The organism is Microbacterium protaetiae, assembly GCF_004135285.1.
GTDB lineage: Bacteria > Actinomycetota > Actinomycetes > Actinomycetales > Microbacteriaceae > Microbacterium > Microbacterium protaetiae.
In genome coordinates this window covers 3,298,412-3,318,128 of sequence record NZ_CP035494.1, presented here as the reverse complement: position 1 = coordinate 3,318,128, position 19,717 = coordinate 3,298,412, and the positions used below count along the sequence as shown (strand labels likewise).

The 19,717-nt window shown below is 69.0% G+C and carries 18 protein-coding genes; all 18 read left to right on the top strand.

Going from position 1 to position 19,717, the window contains the following annotated elements:
• Positions 1-57: 57 nt before the first annotated feature.
• Entirely contained in the window at positions 58-312 is a 255-nt protein-coding gene (rpoZ, locus tag ET475_RS15445; protein WP_129392280.1) for a DNA-directed RNA polymerase subunit omega, read from the top strand.
• Positions 313-403: 91 nt separating this feature from the next.
• Positions 404-1,597: a methionine adenosyltransferase gene (gene metK, locus ET475_RS15440; RefSeq protein WP_129394054.1), complete on the top strand. Its 1,194-nt coding sequence runs from the start codon at positions 404-406 to the stop codon at positions 1,595-1,597.
• Position 1,598: 1 nt separating this feature from the next.
• On the top strand, positions 1,599-3,581 hold the full coding sequence (locus ET475_RS15435; RefSeq protein ID WP_129392278.1) for a primosomal protein N' family DNA-binding protein: 1,983 nt from the start codon (positions 1,599-1,601) through the stop codon (positions 3,579-3,581).
• Positions 3,582-3,598: 17 nt separating this feature from the next.
• Positions 3,599-4,519 (top strand): methionyl-tRNA formyltransferase, encoded by a 921-nt coding sequence (gene fmt / locus ET475_RS15430; RefSeq protein WP_129392276.1) that lies wholly within the window; start codon positions 3,599-3,601, stop codon positions 4,517-4,519.
• Positions 4,516-5,883: an RsmB/NOP family class I SAM-dependent RNA methyltransferase gene (locus tag ET475_RS15425; protein ID WP_129392274.1), complete on the top strand. Its 1,368-nt coding sequence runs from the start codon at positions 4,516-4,518 to the stop codon at positions 5,881-5,883. The genes fmt and ET475_RS15425 overlap by 4 nt, the downstream gene beginning before the upstream one ends.
• A 13-nt stretch (positions 5,884-5,896) precedes the next feature.
• On the top strand, positions 5,897-6,574 hold the full coding sequence (gene rpe / locus ET475_RS15420) for a ribulose-phosphate 3-epimerase (protein WP_129392272.1): 678 nt from the start codon (positions 5,897-5,899) through the stop codon (positions 6,572-6,574).
• Positions 6,575-6,620: 46 nt separating this feature from the next.
• Positions 6,621-6,884, top strand: coding sequence for a phosphoribosyl-ATP diphosphatase (locus tag ET475_RS15415; protein ID WP_129394053.1), 264 nt, complete (start codon positions 6,621-6,623; stop codon positions 6,882-6,884).
• A gap of 42 nt (positions 6,885-6,926) precedes the next feature.
• A complete protein-coding gene (gene hisG, locus ET475_RS15410) occupies positions 6,927-7,769 on the top strand; it encodes an ATP phosphoribosyltransferase (protein ID WP_129392270.1) in 843 nt (280 codons plus the stop codon).
• Positions 7,769-8,548 carry an imidazole glycerol phosphate synthase subunit HisF gene (gene hisF, locus ET475_RS15405; protein ID WP_129392267.1) on the top strand — a complete coding sequence of 260 codons (780 nt, stop codon included), beginning with the start codon at positions 7,769-7,771 and terminating at the stop codon, positions 8,546-8,548. Before hisG ends, hisF begins: the two co-directional genes overlap by 1 nt.
• Positions 8,545-8,904 (top strand): phosphoribosyl-AMP cyclohydrolase, encoded by a 360-nt coding sequence (gene hisI, locus ET475_RS15400; RefSeq protein ID WP_129392264.1) that lies wholly within the window; start codon positions 8,545-8,547, stop codon positions 8,902-8,904. The genes hisF and hisI overlap by 4 nt, the downstream gene beginning before the upstream one ends.
• Positions 8,901-9,503 carry a Trp biosynthesis-associated membrane protein gene (locus ET475_RS15395; protein WP_129392262.1) on the top strand — a complete coding sequence of 201 codons (603 nt, stop codon included), beginning with the start codon at positions 8,901-8,903 and terminating at the stop codon, positions 9,501-9,503. Before hisI ends, ET475_RS15395 begins: the two co-directional genes overlap by 4 nt.
• Positions 9,504-9,551: 48 nt before the next feature.
• Positions 9,552-9,782, top strand: coding sequence for a DUF6704 family protein (locus ET475_RS15390; protein WP_129392260.1), 231 nt, complete (start codon positions 9,552-9,554; stop codon positions 9,780-9,782).
• Between the two features lie 2 nt (positions 9,783-9,784).
• Positions 9,785-10,570: an indole-3-glycerol phosphate synthase TrpC gene (trpC, locus tag ET475_RS15385; RefSeq protein WP_129392257.1), complete on the top strand. Its 786-nt coding sequence runs from the start codon at positions 9,785-9,787 to the stop codon at positions 10,568-10,570.
• A complete protein-coding gene (trpB, locus tag ET475_RS15380) occupies positions 10,567-11,775 on the top strand; it encodes a tryptophan synthase subunit beta (protein WP_129392254.1) in 1,209 nt (402 codons plus the stop codon). Before trpC ends, trpB begins: the two co-directional genes overlap by 4 nt.
• Complete coding sequence (trpA, locus tag ET475_RS15375; RefSeq protein WP_129392251.1) at positions 11,772-12,578, top strand: tryptophan synthase subunit alpha; 807 nt, start codon at positions 11,772-11,774, stop codon at positions 12,576-12,578. Before trpB ends, trpA begins: the two co-directional genes overlap by 4 nt.
• A 10-nt stretch (positions 12,579-12,588) precedes the next feature.
• The gene (lgt, locus tag ET475_RS15370; protein ID WP_129392248.1) at positions 12,589-13,584 is read left to right on the top strand and encodes a prolipoprotein diacylglyceryl transferase; all 996 of its coding nucleotides are present in this window, start codon (positions 12,589-12,591) and stop codon (positions 13,582-13,584) included.
• Positions 13,585-13,667: 83 nt separating this feature from the next.
• Positions 13,668-18,242, top strand: a complete 4,575-nt coding sequence (gene gltB / locus ET475_RS15365; protein WP_129392245.1) for a glutamate synthase large subunit — start codon at positions 13,668-13,670, stop codon at positions 18,240-18,242.
• The gene (locus tag ET475_RS15360; protein ID WP_129392241.1) at positions 18,235-19,701 is read left to right on the top strand and encodes a glutamate synthase subunit beta; all 1,467 of its coding nucleotides are present in this window, start codon (positions 18,235-18,237) and stop codon (positions 19,699-19,701) included. The genes gltB and ET475_RS15360 overlap by 8 nt, the downstream gene beginning before the upstream one ends.
• Positions 19,702-19,717: the final 16 nt, after the last annotated feature.

Here is a 19,717-nt window from a genome sequence, read left to right as displayed (position 1 = left end):
CGCCACGATTTCCGCACCCACCGGTGCGGCATCCGCCCTCAACCAGGAGGTTTTCCCATGGCCGGAAGCAACCAGGGCATCATCGAGCCCCCGATCGACAGCCTTCTCGAGAAGGTCGATTCGAAGTACCAGCTCGTCATCTACGCATCCAAGCGTGCCCGTCAGATCAACGACTACTACTCCGATCTGCACGAAGGCAACCTCTTCGACAACGTCGGACCGCTCGTGGACTCCACCGTTGAAGACAAGCCGTTGACCATCGCCTTGCACGAGATCAACGAGGACAAGCTCCGCCTGCGTCCGGTCGAGTAGTCATCCACCGTCATTCAGAGCCCCCGGCGCCCGCCGTGTCGGATGCCGGGGGCATACTGGTGCCCGTCCGCCTTCGCACCCTGGGAGCATGATGACGCAGCTTCGCCTGTTCACGTCCGAGTCCGTCACCGAGGGGCATCCCGACAAGATCTGTGATCAGATCTCCGACAGCATCCTCGATCAACTGCTCGCCAAAGACCCGAGCAGCCGAGTGGCGGTCGAGACGATGGTCACCACCGGCCTCGTGCATGTGGCCGGTGAAGTGCGCACCGAGGCCTGGGTCGATGTGCCCGGCACGGTGCGCGACGTCGTGAACAGAATCGGCTACACCTCCAGCGAGACGGGCTTCGACGGCGATTCGTGCGGGGTGAGCGTGTCGATCGGCGAGCAGTCCAGCGACATCGCGCACGGCGTCGATCGCGCCCTCGAACACCGCGACAACGGGTCGACCGACCCGATCGACGAACTCGGCGCCGGCGACCAGGGCATCATGTTCGGCTACGCCACGACCGAGACGCCGCAGCTCATGCCGATCACGGCATGGACGGCCCACCGTCTTGCCGAACGGCTCGCGCAGGCGCGCCGCTCGGGCGCGCTGCCGTTCCTGCGCCCCGACGGCAAGACGCAGGTCACCGTCGGGTTCGAGGGGGCGGTGCCGCGCACGATCGAGACCGTGGTGCTCTCCACACAGCACCACCCCGATATCTCCATGCCGGCGCTGCGCGCCGCCGTGCGCGCAGAGGTGATCGATCCCATTCTGGCCACCACCGGGCTGGATGCCTCGAACACAGCGTTCTACATCAACCCCGCCGGCCCCTTCGTGACGGGCGGGCCGAAGGGCGATGCCGGGCTGACCGGCCGAAAGATCATCATCGACACGTACGGCGGGGCGGCACGCCACGGCGGGGGAGCCTTCAGCGGCAAAGACCCGTCGAAGGTCGACCGCTCGGGCGCCTACGCAATGCGATGGGTCGCCAAGAACGCGGTGGCCGCCGGTTTCGCCGAGCGCCTCGAGCTGCAGGTGGCGTACGCGATCGGCAAGGCCAGTCCGGTCGGCCTGTATGTCGAGACGTTCGGCACCGGAACGATCTCGGACGAGAAGATCACCGCCGCCATCCGTGAGGTGTTCGACCTGCGCCCGCGCGCCATCATCGAGCAGCTTGACCTGCTGCGCCCGATCTACGCGCGCACCGCAGCCTATGGGCACTTCGGGCGCGAGCTGCCCGATTTCACCTGGGAGCAGACCTCCCGGGTCGACGAGCTGCGCCGCGCCGCCGGGGTCTGACATGGCCGCGCGCCGCGTGGCACGCGTGCTCGTGGACTCGCCGTTGCCGCAGTTGGATCGCCTTTTCGACTACGTCATCCCCGACGAGTTGACCGTCCAGGCCACGCCGGGTGTGCGGGTGAAGGTTCCGCTGCGCAGTGCCGGGCGCGTGGTCGAAGGCTATCTCGTCGAGTACGGGGTCGACGACCCCGCTGACCGACCGCTCTCCGACCTCGAAGCGGTCGTCTCGCCGACCGAAGTACTGCCGGCACGCCTCTACCGGCTCGCCCGTGCGGTCGCCGACCGAGCAGCCGGGGGAGCGGGCGACATTCTGCGGCTCGTCGTGCCCAAGCGCATGGTGCGGGCCGAGAAGGCCTGGCAGGCCGCCCCGGCGCCCACCCGCCCCGCGGTGGCTCCGGATGCCGCGGCGCAGGCTGCCGCGAAACTCGCCGCCTATCCGGGCCTGGAGCAGGCGATTCGGGGCGGTGCCCGCATCGCACTGGATGCCCCGCCCTGGCCTGAGGCGCTGCCCGACGGAACCGACGTGGGAGCGTGGGCGGTGCTGCTGGCTGCCGCTGCGACCAGCTGTCTCGAGCAGGGGCGCAGTGCGGTGTTGGTCGTGCCCGACTACCGCGATCAGGAGCAGGTGCTGGCGGCGCTGGCGTCTTTCGTGCCTGCCGAGGCCGTGGTGCGCGTCGACGCGCGACAGTCCGGCCCCGGCCGCTATGCCGGGTACCTGCGCATTCTGGCCCCGGTGCCGTGCGTCGTGGTCGGCAGCCGCTCGGCCGTGTACGCGCCCGTGCACGAGATGGGTCTGGTGGCGTGCTGGGACGACGGTGACCCCTTGCTGTCCGAACCGCTGAGCCCCGGGGTACATGCGCGCGATGCGGCACTCGTGCGTCAGGAGCTTGACGGTGGGGCGCTGCTGTTCGCCGGACACACCCGTACCACCGACGTGCAGCGTCTCGTGGATGCCGGCTGGCTGCGCGAGGTTCCGGCCGGCCGCCGCTCGTCACCGCGCGTCATCCTCTCCGCCACACGCGAGGGCGAGGCACGCGGTTCACGGGTGCCCTCCACCGCCTTCGCCGCCGCGCGCGAAGCTCTTGCCACCGGGCCCGTGCTGGTGCAGGTCGCGCGACCGGGCTTCGCTCCCTCGCTGGTGTGTGCGCAGTGCCGCACGCCGGCGCGCTGCCGGCACTGCGGCGGCCCGCTGCGCGCCCACCGGCGCGGCGCGGTTCCCGAGTGCACCTGGTGCGGACGCGCCGCCCACGGGTGGACGTGCGCCGCCTGCTCGTCCGATCGGGTGCGAATGGCCTCGTCGGGCAGTGAGCGCACGGCCGATGAGCTCGGACGCGCGTTTCCCGGGGTGCGCATCATCGTCTCCGACGGCGAGCACCCCCGCACCCGCGTCGATGACAAGCCGGGACTGGTCGTGGCCACCCGCGGGGCCGAACCGATCGCCGCCGGGGGATACCGTGCGGTGCTTCTCCTCGACGGCGACCGGATGCTGCAGGCCGGCGAACTGCGCATCGGCGAGTCGTGCCTGCGCTGGTGGTCGAATGCCGCAGCCCTGGCCGCGCGCGGGGCGCCGGTGCATCTGGTCGGCGTCACCGGAGCTGTCGCGCGTGCGCTGGCGACGTGGTCGCAGCCGGCATATGCACGCGGAGAGCTCGCCGAGCGCGCCCCGCTGAAGATGCCGCCGACAGTGCGTGTGGCTGTGGTCGAGGGCACCGCGGTCGAACTCGACGCCGCGTTGGCGGCAGTGCGCGGGGCCGTTCCCGAGCTGGCCGGCGAAGCGGTTCTCGGCCCGGTGGCGGTGGAGGGCACCCCGACGATGCGGGCGCTGGTGCGCTTCTCGTACGCGCAGGGACGCGCCGTCACGGCAGCGCTGCGCGGAGCCGTCGTGACCGCCGCGTTGCGCACACGACGCCCGGCGAAGGGGCGTGCGCCGGGACCGCGCAATACACTCAAGGTGCGCGTCGATGTGCTCGATCCCGAGCTGTGACAGGAAGCGAGGAGATTATGCGCGTCGTGTTCGCCGGCACCCCTACCGCTGCGGTGCCGACTCTGCACCGCCTGGCCGAAGGGCCGCACGAGATCGTCGCCGTTCTCACTCGCCCCGATGCCCCGCTCGGGCGCAAACGGGTGCTCACGCCCTCACCGGTCGCAGAGGCCGCCAGGCAGCTCGGTCTGCCGCTGATCAAGACGGCGCGCTTGGATGACGCCGCCACGACAGCGGTGCAGGCAGCGCAGCCCGACCTCGGCGTGATCGTCGCCTACGGCGGGCTGGTGCACGAACCACTGCTGTCGGCTCCGACGCACGGCTGGATCAACCTGCACTTCTCGCTGCTTCCACGCTGGCGGGGCGCCGCACCCGTGCAGCGGGCACTCATCGCCGGCGACGAGACACTCGGGGCTTGTGTGTTCGCTCTCGTGCCCGAGCTCGACGCCGGCGACGTCTACGCCCGACTGCGCTACGAGCCGCCGGCGATGGCGACAGCCGGCGATGTGCTCGACGCCCTCGCGCACCGCGGGGCATACCTCGTCGACGAGGTCGTCGATGCCATCGCGCATGACCGGGCAGAGCCTGTGCCGCAGGAGGGCGAAGCCTCCACGGCCGCCAAGCTGACGGTCGACGACGGCCGGCTCGACTGGAAGGAACCCGCTGATCGGGTGCTGGCCCGCTGGCGGGGCGTGACTCCAGAGCCGGGTGCTTTCACCACCGTGGGCGGCGCCCGGGTGAAGATCCTCGCAGCGCGGCCGGGCAGCCACGGCGATGGCCTGGCGCCGGGACGCATCGCCGCCGAGGGCACCGACATCCTCGTCGGAACCGCCAGCGAGCCGATCGCCGTGGATCGCGTGCAGCCGGCCGGCAAGCCGGCGATGGCCGCGGCCGACTGGTGGCGGGGCCTGCGAGTCGATGACCCGGTGGCCGGTTCATGAGCGCCGATGCCCGCGGCGTCGCGTTCGAGGTGCTGCGCGCGGTCGCCGCCGATGACGCCTATGCCAACCTGCTGTTGCCGCGGGTGATCACCCGCGCCGCGCTTTCGTCGACCGACGCGCGGTTGGCCACCGAACTGACCTACGGCACGCTGCGCCGCCAGGCGACCTACGACGCCGTGATCGCTGCGGCGGCAGACCGCCCGGCCGACAGGATCGACCCCGCGGTGTTGGATGCGCTCCGTCTGGGCGTGCATCAGATCATGTCCACCCGCATCGCATCGCATGCCGCCGTCAACGAGACCGTCGACCTTGTGCGCCGCACCGCGGGGCGCCCCGCGTCGGGATTCGCGAACGCCGTGCTGCGTCGCATCTCGCGCGACACACCCGGCGAGTGGATGGCACGCATCGAGCAGTCCGCCCGCTCAGACGACGAGCGTCTTGCCCTGCGCACCGCCCACCCGGTGTGGATCATCCGGGCTCTGCGCCGGGCCCTCGCGGCCGAGGGCCGGGTCGCCGAGCTCGACGCGCTGCTGCACGCCGACAACGAGGCCCCACGCGTGACGATGGCGGCCCTTCCCGGTCTGGCCGGCATTCCGAGCGGGCACGCTCGCACAGCGTATTCCCCGCTCGGCTTCCGCGCCGGCAGCGGTGACCCCGAGCCGCTCGTGAGCGGCTCGGGCGGCCGCTTGCGCGTGCAAGACGAGGGCTCGCAGCTGGCTGCCCTCGCCCTCACCCGTGCCGAACCGGTCCGACACGGTGAGCGCTGGCTCGATCTGTGCGCCGGCCCCGGGGGCAAGACGGCGATCCTGGCGGCCGAGGCGCTCTCGCACGGCGCCGTGCTCGAGGCGAACGAACTCGTGCCGGCGCGCGCGGGTCTGGTGCGCGCTGCGTTGGCCGGCGTGCCCGGCGACGTGACGGTGACCGAGCAAGATGGGCGCCGACTCGCGGCATCCACCCCCGACTCCTACGACCGCATCCTCGTCGATGCACCGTGTACGGGCCTGGGAGCCCTGCGTCGTCGGCCCGAGGCGCGCTGGCGCAAATCGCCGTCCGATGTGCCGGAGCTGACCGCGCTCCAGGTCGAACTTCTCACTGCGGCGCTGGGCGCGCTGCGACCGGCTGGCATCGTCGCCTACGTCACCTGTTCGCCACATCTGGCCGAGACCACCGGCGTGCTCGCCGAGATCGAGCGCACCCACGGTGAGCGCATCGAGCAGTTGGATGCTCGGGCGGTGCTGCAGGGGCTCAGCCGTGCACCACTGGATCTGCCGGCCCCCGGCGACGGATCAGGGCGCGCGCAACTGTGGCCGCACCGGCACGGCACCGACGCGATGTTCATCAGCCTGCTGCGCCGACGCAACTGATCGGGCCGACATAATGGGGGGCGTGGCCTTCGACGCGCGTATCAACCCCAGCATCCTCGCCGCCGACTTCGTGAACATGCAGGCAGAGCTCGCCCGCATCGCGGCGGCCGACTTCGTGCATGTCGATGTCATGGACAACCACTTCGTGCCCAACCTCACGTTCGGGCCGCAGATGGTCGAGCGCATCCAGGCGACCAGCCCCGTGCCGCTGGACGTGCATCTGATGATCGACGACCCTGACCGGTGGGCACCCGGGTACGCCGAACTGGGGGCGGCGTCGGTCACCTTCCACCTTGAGGCCGCTGCCGAACCGGTGGCGCTGGCGCGCCGGCTGCGCGCGATCGGGGCACGCGCCGGCGTCGCGGTCAAGCCCGCCACTGCCGTCGAGGGGCTCTTCGACATGCTCGACGACTTCGACCAAATCCTCATCATGACGGTCGAGCCCGGGTTCGGCGGCCAGTCGTTCATGCCCGAGACCATGCCCAAGCTGCGGCGGTTGCGCGACGAGGCCCAGCGCCGCGGCGCGCAGGTGTGGCTGCAGGTCGACGGTGGAATCGCACCGTCGACCATTGCCCAGGCGGCCGAGGCGGGTGCCGACACCTTCGTCGCCGGCTCTGCGGTGTTCGGGGCCGACGACCCGGAACAGGCTATCCGCGCGCTGCGATCGACGGTGGCCTCACACCACCACTGACGGTCACGCGGTCCGCGGCGGGCGCGCGGACCGGTACCCTGGCATGGTGAAGACGTTCGACTCCCTGTTCGCGGAACTGACCGCGAAGGCGACCGCCCGACCCACGGGCTCCGGCACCGTCGCAGAGCTCGACGCCGGAGTGCATGCCATCGGAAAGAAGATCGTCGAAGAAGCGGCCGAGGTCTGGATGGCCGCCGAGTACGAGACGACGGATGCCGCAGCCGAAGAGATCTCGCAGCTGCTCTACCACCTTCAGGTGATGATGATCGCCAAGGGGCTGACGCTTGAGGACGTGTACCGACATCTGTGATGTCACCTCACACCCTTACACCTCCCTGACCGAAAGACCCCCATGCTGCGAATAGCTGTTCCCAACAAGGGCTCGCTGGCGGACACGGCCGCCGAGATGCTCGCCGAGGCTGGCTACGCCGGTCGCCGCGACAGCAAGGAACTGCACCTGATCGACCCCGAGAACGAGGTCGAGTTCTTCTATCTGCGTCCGAAAGACATCGCCACCTACGTGGGCTCGGGAGCGCTGCACGTCGGCATCACCGGGCGCGACCTGCTGCGCGATGCGCGGATGCCCGGCGCGCGCGAGATTGCGGCGCTCGGCTTTGCGCACTCGACGTTCCGCTTCGCCGCGCCCCCCGGTCGGTTCGCCGACGTCGCCGATCTCGACGGTGTTCGTGTGGCGACCTCGTATCCGGGGCTGGTCGATGCGTTCCTCGACGAACGCGATATCGCCGTCGATCTCGTTCCGCTGGACGGGGCGGTGGAGTCGGCCGTCGAACTCGGCGTGGCCGACGCGATCGCCGACGTGGTCGAGACCGGCACCACGCTTCGGCAGGCGGGTCTCGAGGTGTTCGGTCCCGAGATCCTGACTTCCGAGGCGGTTCTCGTGGCCGGCCCGAACGATGTCGACGGTACCGAGACGCTGCTGCGTCGCCTGCGGGGCGTCATGGTCGCCCGGCGCTACGTGCTCATCGATTATGACCTGCCCGCGAACCTGGTCGACCAGGCCGTCGCGCTGGCGCCGGGCATCGAGTCGCCGACGATCTCGCCCCTGCGCGATCCGGAATGGGTGGCCGTGCGCGTGATGAGCCCGCGTCGCAGCGTCAACCGCGTGATGGATGCGCTGTACGGACTCGGGGCACGCGCGATCCTGGTGACCCCGATCCACGCCGCGAGGCTGTGATGACCCTGGCCACGCGGGTCATCCCGTGTCTCGACGTTGCCGCCGGCCGGGTCGTCAAGGGCGTCAACTTCCGGAATCTGCGCGACATGGGCGACCCTGTCGAACTGGCCCGGCTGTACTTCGACCAGGGCGCCGACGAACTCACCTTCCTCGACGTGACGGCCACCGTCGACGAACGCGCCACGACCTACGAGGTCGTACGGCGCACGGCCGAGCAGGTCTTCATCCCGCTGACGGTCGGCGGAGGGGTGCGCTCGGCCGACGACGTCGCGCGCCTGCTGTCGGTGGGGGCCGACAAGGTGGGGGTCAACTCCGCAGCGATCGCCCGCCCGGCCCTGATCGATGAGATCGCCGACCGGTTCGGCGCGCAGGTGCTGGTGCTCTCGTTGGATGTGAAGCGGTCGGATGCCGCGCCCTCAGGATTCGTCGTGACCACGCACGGTGGCCGGGTGGCCACAGAGCTCGACGCACTCGCGTGGGCGCGTGAGACCATCGACCGCGGCGCCGGTGAGCTGCTTGTCAACTCGATCGATGCCGACGGTACCAAGAAGGGATTCGACCTCGAGCTGATCGGCCTCATGCGTGAGTTGTCTTCGGTGCCGGTGATAGCCTCCGGCGGGGCCGGGGTCGCCGCCGACTTTCCGCCCGCTGTGCACGCGGGCGCCGATGCTCTGCTGGCGGCATCCGTCTTCCATTCCCGGCAGCTGTCGATCGCCGATGTCAAGGCGGCGCTTGAGGCCGATGGCATCCCGACCCGCAGAACGGGGGAGAGCGCATGACCGACACCATCGAGGACCGCATCGCCCGCGTGGCGTTCAACGAGCAGGGTCTGGTGCCCGCGATCATCCAGGAGTGGGACACCCGCGAGGTGCTCATGCTCGGATGGATGGACGCCGAGGCGCTGCGACGCACCCTCAGCGAAGGCCGGGTCACGTTCTGGTCTCGCTCGCGCCAAGAGTACTGGCGTAAGGGCGACACATCGGGCCACATTCAGCTTGTGCGCGGGGCGCGGCTGGACTGCGACGGCGACACCGTGCTGGTCTCGGTGCAGCAGATCGGGGCGGCGTGCCATACCGGTGACCGCACCTGTTTCGACGCCGACGACCTCGACCCGGCCGTCGGCGGCCGCCCATGATGGCGCGCGCTCGAACGATCGCCGTCGTCGTGATCATGCTGTGCGGCGCCGGGGGCGTGCTCTCTTCGACCCAGACCTGGCTGCACGTGAGCCTGACCGGTGCCGCGTCCGACGCCCTGACGGTCACCGGGGCCGCGGCCGTGCCGGTCTTGGCGCCGCTGAGCCTCGCCGTGCTGGCCCTGGGACTGGCGCTGTCGATCGTCGGGCGTGTGCTGCGCTACATCTTCGGAGCCATCGCCGTGGCCGCCGCCGTCATCCTCGGCATCGTCACGGTCAGAGTCGCCTTCGGGCTTCCCATCTCGGCAGTGGCACGCACTGTCACAGACGCGACCGGCATCACCGGCGACGAACCCGTGTCGCACCTGGTCTCGGGCATCACCGCCACGGCGTGGCCGATGATCACGGTGATCTTGTGGGTGGTGCTGCTGGCGGTGGGTGTGTTCGTCATCGCCACTGCGCACCGCTGGTCGACCAGCGGCCGCAAGTACCGCACCGACAACGCCGCGCACGCACCCGCAGCCGGCACTCTCGACGCCGTCGACTCGTGGGACGACCTGTCACGGGGCGCGGATCCCACTGCCGGCGAAGACCGCCGCTAGACTTGACACCGCGCGGATCGCCGCCGCGCCCGCTGACGAAGGAGACCCATGAGCAACCCCATCGCCGATCCCGGCCACGGACACTCGCCGGCCGCCTGGACGGCCGTGATCATCATGCTGGTCGGGATCGCGGTCGGAACCACGGCGTTCTTCCTCAACGTGCCGTGGCTCGTGTGGTCCTGTGTCGTGGTGGTCGTGATCGGACTGATCGTCGGCTTCGTGCTCGCCAAGGTCGGGTACGGCGTCAACGGTCCCAAGTACACCGCCAAAGAGCATTGAGTATGCTCGCCGACCTCACGGCCGGCGCCGTTGAGGATGCCCGCGCGCGCGAAGCGCAGCACCCGCTGGCTGAGATCGAGCGACGAGCGGCCGACCAGTCACCCGCGCGCGATGGGTTGCGTGCGCTCGCTCCGGCGGGGCAGGTCAAGGTGATCGCCGAGGTCAAACGTGCCAGCCCCTCGCGGGGCGACCTGGCAGCCATCCCCGATCCAGCGCTGCAGGCACGCTCGTACGAGCAGGGTGGCGCGAGCACCATCTCGGTGCTCACCGAGGGCCGACGCTTCAAAGGAAGCCTGGCCGATCTCGAGGCGGTGAAGGCGGCGGTGTCGCTGCCGGTGCTGCGCAAGGACTTCATCGCCACCCCGTACCAGGTGTTCGAGGCGCGCGCGGCGGGCGCCGACATCGTTCTGCTGATCGTGGCAGCGCTCGACCAGGCGAGGTTGCGCACCCTGCATGACCTGGTTCGACAGCTGGGCATGACGCCCTTGGTCGAGGCCCACAGCGCCGACGAAGTGGCCCGGGCGGTCGAGATCGGAGCCCGGCTGATCGGTGTCAATGCCCGGGATCTGACGACCTTCGAGCTGGATCGCGACCTGTTCGGCCGGCTGGCCGGCGGCATCCCGGCCGGTGTCATCAAGGTGGCCGAATCGGCCGTGAAGACGCCCGACGATGTCGCCCACTACCGCGCCGCCGGGGCGGATGTGGTGCTGATCGGCGAGGCGCTGGTCACCGGCGATCCGGTGGCGACGCTGCGCTCTTTCCTGACCGAGACGGAGGTGGGCGCATGAGTCTGCGCGATGCACACGGACCCTTCTTCGGCGACTTCGGCGGGCGCTATATGCCCGAGTCGCTCATCGCTGCGATCGACGAGCTGACGGCGGTGTACGAAGCCGCGATCGTCGATCCGGGGTTCCAGGCCGAGTACCACCGGCTGCTCCAGTCGTACGCCGGCCGCCCCTCGCCGGTCACCGAGGTGGCGCGGTTCGCCGAGCACGCCGGCGGAGCGCGGATCTTCCTCAAGCGCGAAGACCTGAACCACACCGGCTCGCACAAGATCAACAACGTCATCGGGCAAGCACTGCTGACCCAGCGGCTGGGAAAGACCAGAGTCATCGCCGAGACCGGCGCCGGGCAGCACGGCGTGGCCACCGCGACAGCTGCCGCCCTGTTCGGGTTCGACTGCACGATCTACATGGGTGAGGTCGACACGCAGCGCCAGGCCTTGAACGTCGCACGCATGCGATTGTTGGGCGCCGAGGTGGTGCCGGTCGCCAACGGCTCGCGCACCCTCAAAGACGCCATCAACGAGGCCTACCGCGACTGGGTGGCAAGCGTCGAGACGACCAACTACATCTTTGGCACAGCCGCAGGCCCGCACCCGTTCCCGGCCATGGTCCGTGATTTCCAGAAGATCATCGGCGATGAGGCGCGCGCTCAGCTGCTCGATGAGGTGGGGCGGTTGCCCGACGCCGTCATCGCATGTGTGGGCGGCGGCTCGAACGCCATCGGGATGTTCGACGCCTTCCTGGATGACGCTGACGTGAAGCTCTACGGCGTGGAGGCAGCCGGTGCCGGCGTCGACACCGATGAGCATGCGGCATCCATCGAGCGGGGCCGTCCGGGCATCCTGCACGGGGCGAAGACCTTCGTGCTGCAGGACGATGATGGTCAGACCATCGAGTCACACTCGATCTCGGCCGGCCTGGACTACCCGGGCGTCGGCCCCGAGCACGCCTGGCTGTCTGAGATCGGCCGCGCCCAGTACATTCCGGCAACCGACGACGAGGCCATGCACGCGCTGCGCCTGCTGAGCGAGACCGAAGGCATCATCCCGGCCATCGAGTCGGCGCACGCGCTGGCCGGCGCTCTGCGGATCGGGCGCGAGCTGGGACCCGACGGCCTGATAGCGGTGAGTCTGTCGGGTCGCGGCGACAAAGACATGGACACCGCGGCCCGGTACTTCGGGCTCTACGACGAAGAGGGCAGCGCATGAGCTCGCCGCTTGCCGATGCCATCGATGCTGCCCGTGCCACCCGACGGGGCGCCTTCATCGGCTACCTGCCGCTGGGCTATCCCGATCTGCGCACGAGCATCGAGGCGGCCGTGACCCTCGCGCAGAGCGGCGCCGACATCATCGAACTCGGCCCACCGTACTCCGACCCGGTGATGGACGGCCCGGTCATCCAAGAGGCCACTCAGGCGGCTCTGGCAGCAGGCTTCACGCTGCGCGATCTCTTTCCGGCGGTGCGTGAGATAAGTGAGCGCGGCGGGGTTCCGGTCGCGGTGATGACGTATTGGAACCCGGTCGTGCAGTACGGCATCGACAGGTTCGCCGACGACCTGCTCGCGGCGGGGGGAGCGGGGCTGATCACCCCCGACATCACCCCGGATGCAGCCGGCGAGTGGATCGCGGCCAGCGAGCGAACCGGTCTGGACCGTGTGTTCCTGGCCGCTCCCACCTCCACCGACGAGCGGCTTGATCTCATCGTCGGCAACACGACCGGATTCGTGTACACGGTCTCGACGATGGGGATCACCGGCGAGCGGGCGGAGCTGGATGCTGCGGCCCGGTCGCTGGTCGCGCGGTTGCGCGAGCACGGCGCGGCGCGCAGCTGCGTCGGCATCGGGATCTCGACGCCCGAGCAGATCGCCCAGACCCTCGACTACGCCGACGGTGCGATCGTCGGCACAGCGCTCGTACGCGCCCTGCGTGACGGGGGACTGGACGGGCTGGCACAGACCGCGCGTGCCCTGGCCGCGGGCACCGCGCACGGGGCACGTGCCGCAAACGCTTAGACTCGTACCCATGACGTTTGCCCCCGCCAGCGCGATCAACGGCGTGCTCGCCAGCATCCCGAGCCCCTCTGTCAGCTACTTCGACATCGGGCCGCTGCGCATCCACTTCTACGCGCTGTGCATCATCGCGGGCATCATCGTGGCCACCCTGATGACGAACCACCGCCTCAGCAAGCGCGGCGCCGAACCCTGGGTGGTCATCGACATCGCCCTGATCGCGGTGCCGCTGGCCATCATCTGCGCACGCATCTACCACGTGCTCACGCACTTCTCGTTCTACTTCGGAGCGGGCCGCAACCCCTGGTCGGCGCTGTTCATCTGGGAGGGCGGCATCGCCATCTACGGCGCCCTCATCGGTGGCGCGATCGGCGCCTGGCTCGGCTGCCGGTGGACGGGAATCCGCTTCTGGTCGTTCGCCGATGCGCTGGCTCCGGGCCTGATCGTCGCGCAGGCGATGGGCCGCCTGGGCAACTACTTCAATCACGAGCTCTTCGGCCTCCCCACCTCACTGCCGTGGGGTCTGGAAATCGAAGCGACCAACCCGGCGTTCCCGGCAGGGTTGGCCCCCGGAACCCTGTTCCACCCGACGTTTCTCTACGAGATGATCTGGAACCTGCTCGGCGCGGCCGTGCTGCTGTGGGCCGGACACCGACTGCGTCTGCAGTGGGGCCGTCTGTTCGGTCTGTACTTGATCTGGTACAGCGCCGGTCGCATCGTGTGGGAGTCGATCCGGATCGACCCCAGTGACGTCTTCCTCGGCCTGCGTACGAACGTGTGGGCGGCCATCATCGGCGTCATCCTCGGTCTTGTCATCATGATCGCGCAGAAGAAGCGTCACCTCGGGCTCGAACCCTCGCCATATCGTCCCGGCCGCGAATGGAGCGGTCCGGGGGCTGTACAATCGGGAGTCACCCCCGAATTCGTCGACGTGAGTGATCCTGTCGATGATCTCGATCCCGCGGCTGCCGTCACGAGCGAAGCAGTCGCAGGCAGCGCCCGAGACTGACACCTCAGCCCGGGCAGCCAGCACCGCTTCCAGTCCCTGGGCCGACGTCGTCCCATCCCGAGTTCAGTGAGGACGGCAGCTCAATGACAGCGACCCCTCGTGCGTCCCGGTCCACCGGTTCGTTCCCGCCCCGGCAGGGCCTGTACAACCCCGCTTTCGAGAAGGATGCCTGTGGCCTGGCCATGGTCGCCACCCTGCGCGGCAAGCCCGGTCACGACATCATCGAGTTGGCCCTGACGGCATTGCGCAACCTCGAGCATCGAGGTGCCATCGGCTCCGACGCCGGAACCGGCGACGGCGCGGGCATCCTCACTCAGATGCCCGACGCATTCCTGCGCGCGGTCACCGACTTCGCGCTCCCACCGGTGGGCGAATACGCCGCCGGCATGGTCTTCCTGCCCACCGACGACGCCGAGCGTCAGGCGCAGAAGGACGGCATCGAGCAGCTCGCGCAGAGCGAGAACCTCGTCGTGCTCGGCTGGCGCTCGGTGCCCACCGACGACGCGCACCTGGGCAAGCTCGCCTACGACGCGCGCCCGGTGTTCGAGCAGCTGTTCCTGTCCCGCCCCGCCATCGGCGGTGCGCCGGCGATGTCCGGGCTCGAACTCGACCGTCGGGTCTATCGTCTGCGCAAGCGCGCCCAGCATGAACTGGGCGCGTATTTTGTTTCCCTGTCGGCGCGCACGCTCGGCTACAAGGGGATGGTCACGACCCTGCAGCTCGAGCCGTTCTATCCCGATCTGCAGGACGAACGCTTCGCGTCCGAGCTGGCGGTCGTGCACTCGCGCTATTCGACCAACACCTTCCCGTCCTGGCCGCTCGCGCAGCCGCTGCGCATGCTCGCGCACAACGGCGAGATCAACACCGTCGGCGGCAACCGCAACTGGATGCGCGCCCGGCAGTCGCAACTGGCCTCCGACCTCGTCGGCGACATCACGCCGCTGCTGCCGATCTGCACGCCGGGTGCCAGCGACTCGGCATCGTTCGACGAGGTGCTCGAGCTGCTGACGCTCACCGGACGCAGCCTGCCGCACGCGATGCTGATGATGGTTCCCGAAGCGTACGAGGGACGCACCGATCTGGCCCCCGATCTGCGGGCGTTCTACGAGTACCACGCTCTGCAGATGGAGCCGTGGGACGGCCCCGCGGCGATGATCTTCACCGACGGAACGCTGGTGGGTGCCACTCTCGACCGCAACGGTCTGCGTCCCGGCCGTTGGACGCAGACCACCGACGGGCTCGTCGTGATCGGCAGCGAGACGGGCGTGTTGGAGTTCGAACCGGAGCGCATCGCGCGCCGTGGCCGTCTGCAGCCGGGTCGCATGTTCCTTGTCGACACCGCGCAGCACCGCATCGTCGACGATGAGGAAATCAAGGCGGACCTGGCCGCGCTGCACCCGTGGGACCTCTGGCTGCGCCAGAAGCTCGCTCTGAGCGAGTTGCCCGAGCGCGAGCACGTCGTGCACCCGATCGCCTCGATCACCCGTCGACAGCGCACCTTCGGCTACACCGAGGAAGAAGTGCGGATTCTGCTGACCCCGATGGGGCAGAACGCTGCCGAGCCGATCGGCGCGATGGGCACCGACACGCCGGTGGCCGTGCTCAGCGAGCGACCGCGACTGCTGTTCGACTACTTCACCCAGCAGTTCGCCCAGGTGACCAACCCGCCCCTGGACTCGATTCGCGAGGCGGTGGTCACGAGCCTGCGCACCGGCATCGGGCCCGAACGGAACCTGTTGGAGTGGGGACCGGACCACGCTCGCCAAATCACCATCGACTTTCCGGTCATCGACAACGATGAACTGGCGAAGATCCAGAACATCGAGCGCACCATGCCGGGGCGCCGCGCGGTCACGATCCGCGGCTTGTACCACTTCGACGCCGGCCCCGGCACAATGCGCAAGCGCCTCGCCGAGATCTGTGCTGAAGCGGATGCCGCCATTGCAGATGGCGCGGAGTTCCTGATCCTCTCCGACCGTGACTCCGACAAAGACCTCGTGCCGATCCCGTCGCTGCTGCTGGTCTCGACAGTGCATCACCACCTGATCCGGCAGCAGGATCGCATGAAGGTCGCGCTGGTCGTTGAGGCCGGCGACGTGCGCGAGGTGCACCACGTGGCGACCTTGCTCGGGTACGGCGCCTCAGCGGTGAACCCGTACTTGGCGATGGAGACGGTCGAATATCTGGTCCGCTCCGGCGAGATCACCGGGCTCACCCCCGAGAAGGCCGTCGCCAACGTGATCTATGCGCTGGGCAAGGGCGTGCTGAAGATCATGTCGAAGATGGGCATCTCCACGGTCTCGTCGTACACCGGCGCACAGGTGTTCGAGGCGGTCGGACTCGGCCGAGAGCTCATCGATGACTTCTTCACCGGAACCGAATCGAAGATCGGCGGGATCTGTCTCGAGGACATCGAGGCTGAGAACCAGGTGCGGCACGACTTCGCGTACCCGAAAGACGACGCCGCGCGCGCCCACGAACGCCTGTGGACCGGCGGTGAGTACGAGTGGCGCCGCGACGGCCCCCCGCACTTGTTCAACCCCGAGACGATCTTCCGGCTGCAGCATTCGACCCGCACTCGCCGTTTCGACATCTTCCGCGAGTACACCAAGCTGGTCGACGACCAGTCGGCCGAGCTGAAGACGCTGCGCGGCATGTTCCGGCTGCGCACCGGCCAGCGTCCTGCCGTGCCGCTGGAAGAGGTCGAGCCGGTCTCGGCGATCGTCAAGCGGTTCTCCACCGGTGCGATGAGTTACGGATCGATCTCTCGCGAAGCGCACGAGACGCTCGCCATCGCCATGAACTCGATCGGCGGCAAGTCGAACACCGGTGAGGGCGGCGAAGACGTCGACCGGCTGCTCGACCCTCGGCGGCGCAGCGCCATCAAGCAGGTCGCATCCGGACGCTTCGGCGTCACGAGTCTCTACCTGACCTCGGCCGATGACATCCAGATAAAGCTTGCCCAGGGCGCCAAGCCCGGCGAGGGCGGGCAACTGCCGCCGGCGAAGGTGTACCCGTGGATCGCGCGGACGCGTCACGCGACCGCCGGCGTGGGGCTGATTTCGCCGCCGCCGCACCATGACATCTACTCGATCGAAGACCTCAAGCAGCTCATCTTCGATCTCAAGCGTGCGAACCCGCGCGCCCGCGTCCAGGTGAAACTGGTCAGCCAGTCGGGAATCGGCGCCGTGGCCGCCGGAACAGCCAAGGCGCTGGCCGATGTCATCCTGGTCTCCGGACACGATGGCGGCACCGGTGCGAGCCCGTTGAACTCCCTCAAGCACGCGGGCACGCCGTGGGAACTCGGGCTGGCCGAGACCCAGCAGACCCTGATGCTCAACGGAATGCGCGATCGGGTCGTGGTGCAGGCCGATGGACAGCTCAAGACCGGCCGCGATGTGATCATCGCGGCACTCCTGGGCGCTGAGGAGTTCGGGTTTGCGACCACCGCGCTGGTGGTGGCCGGTTGCATCATGATGCGCAAGTGTCATCTCGACACGTGTCCGGTCGGTGTGGCCACCCAGAACCCGCTGTTGCGCGACCGGTTCACCGGGCAGGCAGAGCACGTCGTGAACTTCATGGAGTTCATCGCAGAAGAGGTGCGCGAGCATCTGGCCGCTCTGGGTTTCCGCTCCATCGACGAGGCCGTGGGCCACGCCGAACTCATCGACATCGACGACGCGGTGCGGCACTTCAAGACCGAGGGACTGGACCTCAGCCCGATCCTGCACGGGGCCACCTTCGCGCCCGACGAGCCGCGCCGGCACCTGCGTGACCAGGAGCACCACATCGACGAGCACTTCGATGTGGCCGTCATCGAGCAGGCCAAGGACGTCATCGCCGGCGGCGGTCACATCAGCCTGGATCTGCCGGTGCGCAACACCGATCGTGCCATCGGCACCATGCTGGGCCACCACGTCACCAAGGCGCATGGCGAACACGGTCTGACGACCGACTCGATCGAGCTGAATCTCACCGGCTCCGCGGGACAGTCCTTCGGTGCTTTCCTTCCCGCCGGCATCACCCTGCGGCTGGAGGGCGACTCGAACGACTACGTCGGAAAGGGCCTGTCGGGCGGTCAGATAGTGATCAGACCTCCGCGTGCCGCCCGCTTCGAGGCATCCGAGAATGTCATCGCCGGCAACGTGATCGGCTACGGCGCCACCAGCGGCAGCATGTTCCTGCGGGGCGTGGTGGGGGAGCGGTTCTTCGTGCGCAACTCCGGCGCGACAGCGGTCGTCGAAGGTGTCGGCGACCATGCACTGGAGTACATGACGGGTGGTCTTGCCGTCATCATCGGGCGCACCGGCCGCAACCTGGGTGCCGGGATGTCGGGGGGCACGGCCTACGTCCGTCGCCTCGAGGAATCGAACGTGAACGCCGAGGCCCTGGCCAGCGGCGAGCTTCAGCTCACACCGCTGGGCAGTGCCGACGCGGCCATCGTCCGCGATCTGCTGGAGCGCCACGTGGCAGAGACCGGATCGACCCATGCCGCTGCGATCCTCGACGACTTCGACGCCGAGATCGCGGCCTTCGTCCGCGTGCTGCCGCGCGATTACGCCGCGGTTCTGCAGACCCGACAGAACGCACTCGACGAGGGGCTGGACCCCGACGGCGATGTCGTCTGGAACAGGATTCTGGAGGTGACCCATGGCTGACCCGAAGGGCTTCCTCAAGGTGACCGAGCGGGAACTTCCGCCGCGTCGCCCGGTCCCGGTGCGCATCATGGACTGGAAAGAGGTCTACGAACCCACCGACCTGACCATGGTGCAACGGCAGGCGAGTCGTTGCATGGACTGCGGTGTGCCGTTCTGCCATCGGGGCTGCCCGCTGGGCAACCTGATTCCGGAGTGGAACGACCTCACCCGCCGTGATGACATGCACGAGGCGAGCGAGCGTCTGCACGCGACCAACAACTTCCCCGAGCTGACCGGACGGCTGTGCCCCGCGCCGTGCGAGAGCGCATGTGTGCTGGGAATCAACCAGCCGCCCGTGACCATCAAGCGCATCGAGCAGACGATCGCCGACGAGGCGTTCGCGCGGGGCTGGGTCGAGCCCGAGCCTCCCGCGCGCCTCACCGGCAAGACCGTCGCCGTGGTCGGCTCCGGACCGGCGGGGCTCGCCGCCGCTCAGCAGCTCACCCGCGCCGGACACACCGTGGCCGTCTTCGAGCGAGACGACCGCATCGGCGGGCTGCTGCGGTACGGCATCCCCGACTTCAAGCTCGAGAAGGCGGTCGTCGATGCGCGCCTTGCCCAGCTCGAGGCGGAGGGGACGAAGTTCCGTCCGGGCGTGGAGATCGGCCGCGACATCACGTGGGACCAGCTGCGGGCCCGCTACGACGCCGTGGTGATCGCGACCGGTGCGACTGTGCCGCGCGATCTTCCGATCCCCGGTCGCGATGCCACCGGCATCCACTACGCCATGGATTATCTGGTGCAGGCCAACCATGTCGCCGCCGGCGATGTGGTCGGTGACCAGATCAGCGCCGACGGCAAGCACGTCGTCGTGATCGGCGGCGGCGACACCGGTTCGGACTGCATCGGCACCGCGCACCGGCAGGGCGCGCTGAGCGTGACCAACCTCGCGATCGGCCGACAGCCGTCGGCGGATCGTCCCGAGCACCAGCCCTGGCCGATGTTCCCGACCGTGTTCGAAGTGCAGTCCTCACATGAAGAGGGTGGGGATCGCTCATACCTCGCCTCGACAGTCGAGTTCCTCTCTGACGAGAACGGGGCCGTCACCGCGCTGCGCGTCGCCGAGACCGAGTACGTGGACGGCGGGCGCGTGCCCAAGGCCGGCACCGAGCGCGAGATCCCCGCCGATCTCGTGCTCATCGCCATGGGCTTTCGCGGCCCGGAGCGCGAGGCCATCGACGCGCAGCTCGACCTCCCCTTCACCAGGCTCGGCAGCCTCAAGCGCACCCCGCGGTTCGAGACCGACCTTCCCGGTGTCTTCGTGGCCGGGGATGCCGGCCGTGGCCAGTCGCTGATCGTCTGGGCGATCGCCGAAGGCCGGGCGGCTGCCGCAGCCGCCGACCGATACCTCGTGGGCGAGACCGCGCTGCCGACCCCGGTCGCCGCGAACGATGTCGCGATCGGCGTACAGCCCGCGTAGGCTGGGCGCAACCCCT